This is a genomic window from Weissella sp. DD23 (assembly GCF_001579105.1).
GTDB classification, from domain to species: Bacteria; Bacillota; Bacilli; order Lactobacillales; family Lactobacillaceae; genus Weissella; species Weissella cibaria.
In genome coordinates, this window is record NZ_KQ970390.1 from 84,795 (window position 1) to 85,856 (window position 1,062).

Consider the following 1,062-nt stretch of genomic DNA (forward strand, 5'->3'; position numbering starts at 1 on the left):
CCCGGCGTTAGTTGGTGATATTAAATTAACAAATGCGAATTTAGGTGATCAATCGGTAGTTGTATCGGGTGCATCAACTGCACCAATGGTTGCGGCAGCGCTCGGCGGTGTAATTGTGTTAGTGCTTGGAATTCTAATTTTCCAATCACATAGAAGGTAAGTCATATGTTTTGGTTAATAGTACTACTCGGGGGTGCGTGGCTTTATGTGCTAAGTGTCCTCAAAAGAATTGGCTGGTCGGCAGCATACGTGGTGCTAGGTGTTGTGGGAACATTTTTTATCATTATTTCGTTGGCGAATAATAACGTCATTAGTTTTTTAATGCGTCTCAATACAAGCGGGGCGGGCGTTGTTGGCATGTTAACTGGTTTTTACACCGTCGCGCCGACGTTAGGTATTATTCACATTGTGAGCGGTCAAAGTGCTATTAATCTTTTCATCACCTACGAATGTTCAGCACTAATCGAATTAGCAGCTTACATCGCGCTTGTACTGTTTTTTCCTTTCTTTAAAAATTTGCAACAGCGCTTAAAGTTGTTAGGGTTCGGGGTGATTTATTTGTTACTGGCGAATATGTTGCGCTTGACAGTAACTGCCTTGATTATTCATTTCTTAGGATTGCCATCATTGATTTGGGCGCATGTAATTGTTGGGCGTTTAATATTTTATGTATTGACCATCATCCTTTATTTTTATGTGTTTACCCGTTCGCAAGTGCTACATATTAAAATTGGCCGATTTGATTTCAAGACTGGAGGTGCTTGATGCGAGGTTTGTTAACAGCGATTGCAAACCAGTTTCTATTTATTGGCGTATGGCTGTTATTGCCGATTTTAGTGGAAGTGATTCCCATTTTTGCAGTTTATGTCAAGCTGAGTTTTAAAATTGTCATCAACTGGTTAAAGCGACATTTTCATCGTCGAAGCCAACTAACTAATCAGGTCTTTTTTGCCCATGATTGACGTTGTAATTCCCGTGTATAATTCCGCAGATACGTTGGCCCAGTGTGTGACCTCAGTCATCACCGGGACGTATCCACTTGAAAAAATCATGATTACGTTG

The 1,062-nt window shown here is 40.8% G+C and carries 1 protein-coding gene; it reads left to right on the plus strand.

Annotated features, from left to right (window positions below; all coding sequences use genetic code 11):
• Positions 1-165 precede the first annotated feature (165 nt).
• A complete protein-coding gene (xrtG, locus tag WEIDD23_RS00395) occupies positions 166-765 on the plus strand; it encodes an exosortase family protein XrtG (RefSeq protein ID WP_062358614.1) in 600 nt (199 codons plus the stop codon).
• Positions 766-1,062 lie beyond the last annotated feature (297 nt).